Raw genomic sequence first — 228 nt, forward strand, 5'->3', positions numbered from 1 at the left:
ATGAATTAATAATTCCATTGAATCTCCAAAAAAATCCCAATTTATGTATGGATCCATAGGTCCATGTGTGTATATAGATCCTGTTCATGGATTAACGAAAATGTGCAAGAATTCTATTTGCCTCCGCCATTCTCTGAGTCTCTTCCTTTTTGCGTATGGCATCACCACTCCCTTTGGCAGCATCCACTAATTCGGAACTTAATTTGAAAGCCATATTTCGACCCGGAC

1 protein-coding gene is annotated in these 228 nt (G+C 39.0%); it reads right to left on the reverse strand.

The window, feature by feature from the left end; translation table 11 throughout:
* Positions 1–91: 91 nt before the first annotated feature.
* On the reverse strand, positions 92–214 hold the full coding sequence (locus DW49_RS1000000134115) for a hypothetical protein (protein WP_477742853.1): 123 nt from the start codon (positions 212–214) through the stop codon (positions 92–94).
* Between the last annotated feature and the right edge of the window lie 14 nt (positions 215–228).

Origin of the sequence: Pseudomonas avellanae BPIC 631, assembly GCF_000444135.1 — a bacterium.
Classification (GTDB): domain Bacteria; phylum Pseudomonadota; class Gammaproteobacteria; order Pseudomonadales; family Pseudomonadaceae; genus Aquipseudomonas; species Aquipseudomonas avellanae.

Coding starts and splice junctions, on each gene's coding strand:
- DW49_RS1000000134115 (WP_477742853.1), bottom strand. CDS start 214: ATGGCTTTCAAATTAAGTTCCGAATTAGTGGATGCTGCCAAAGGGAGT.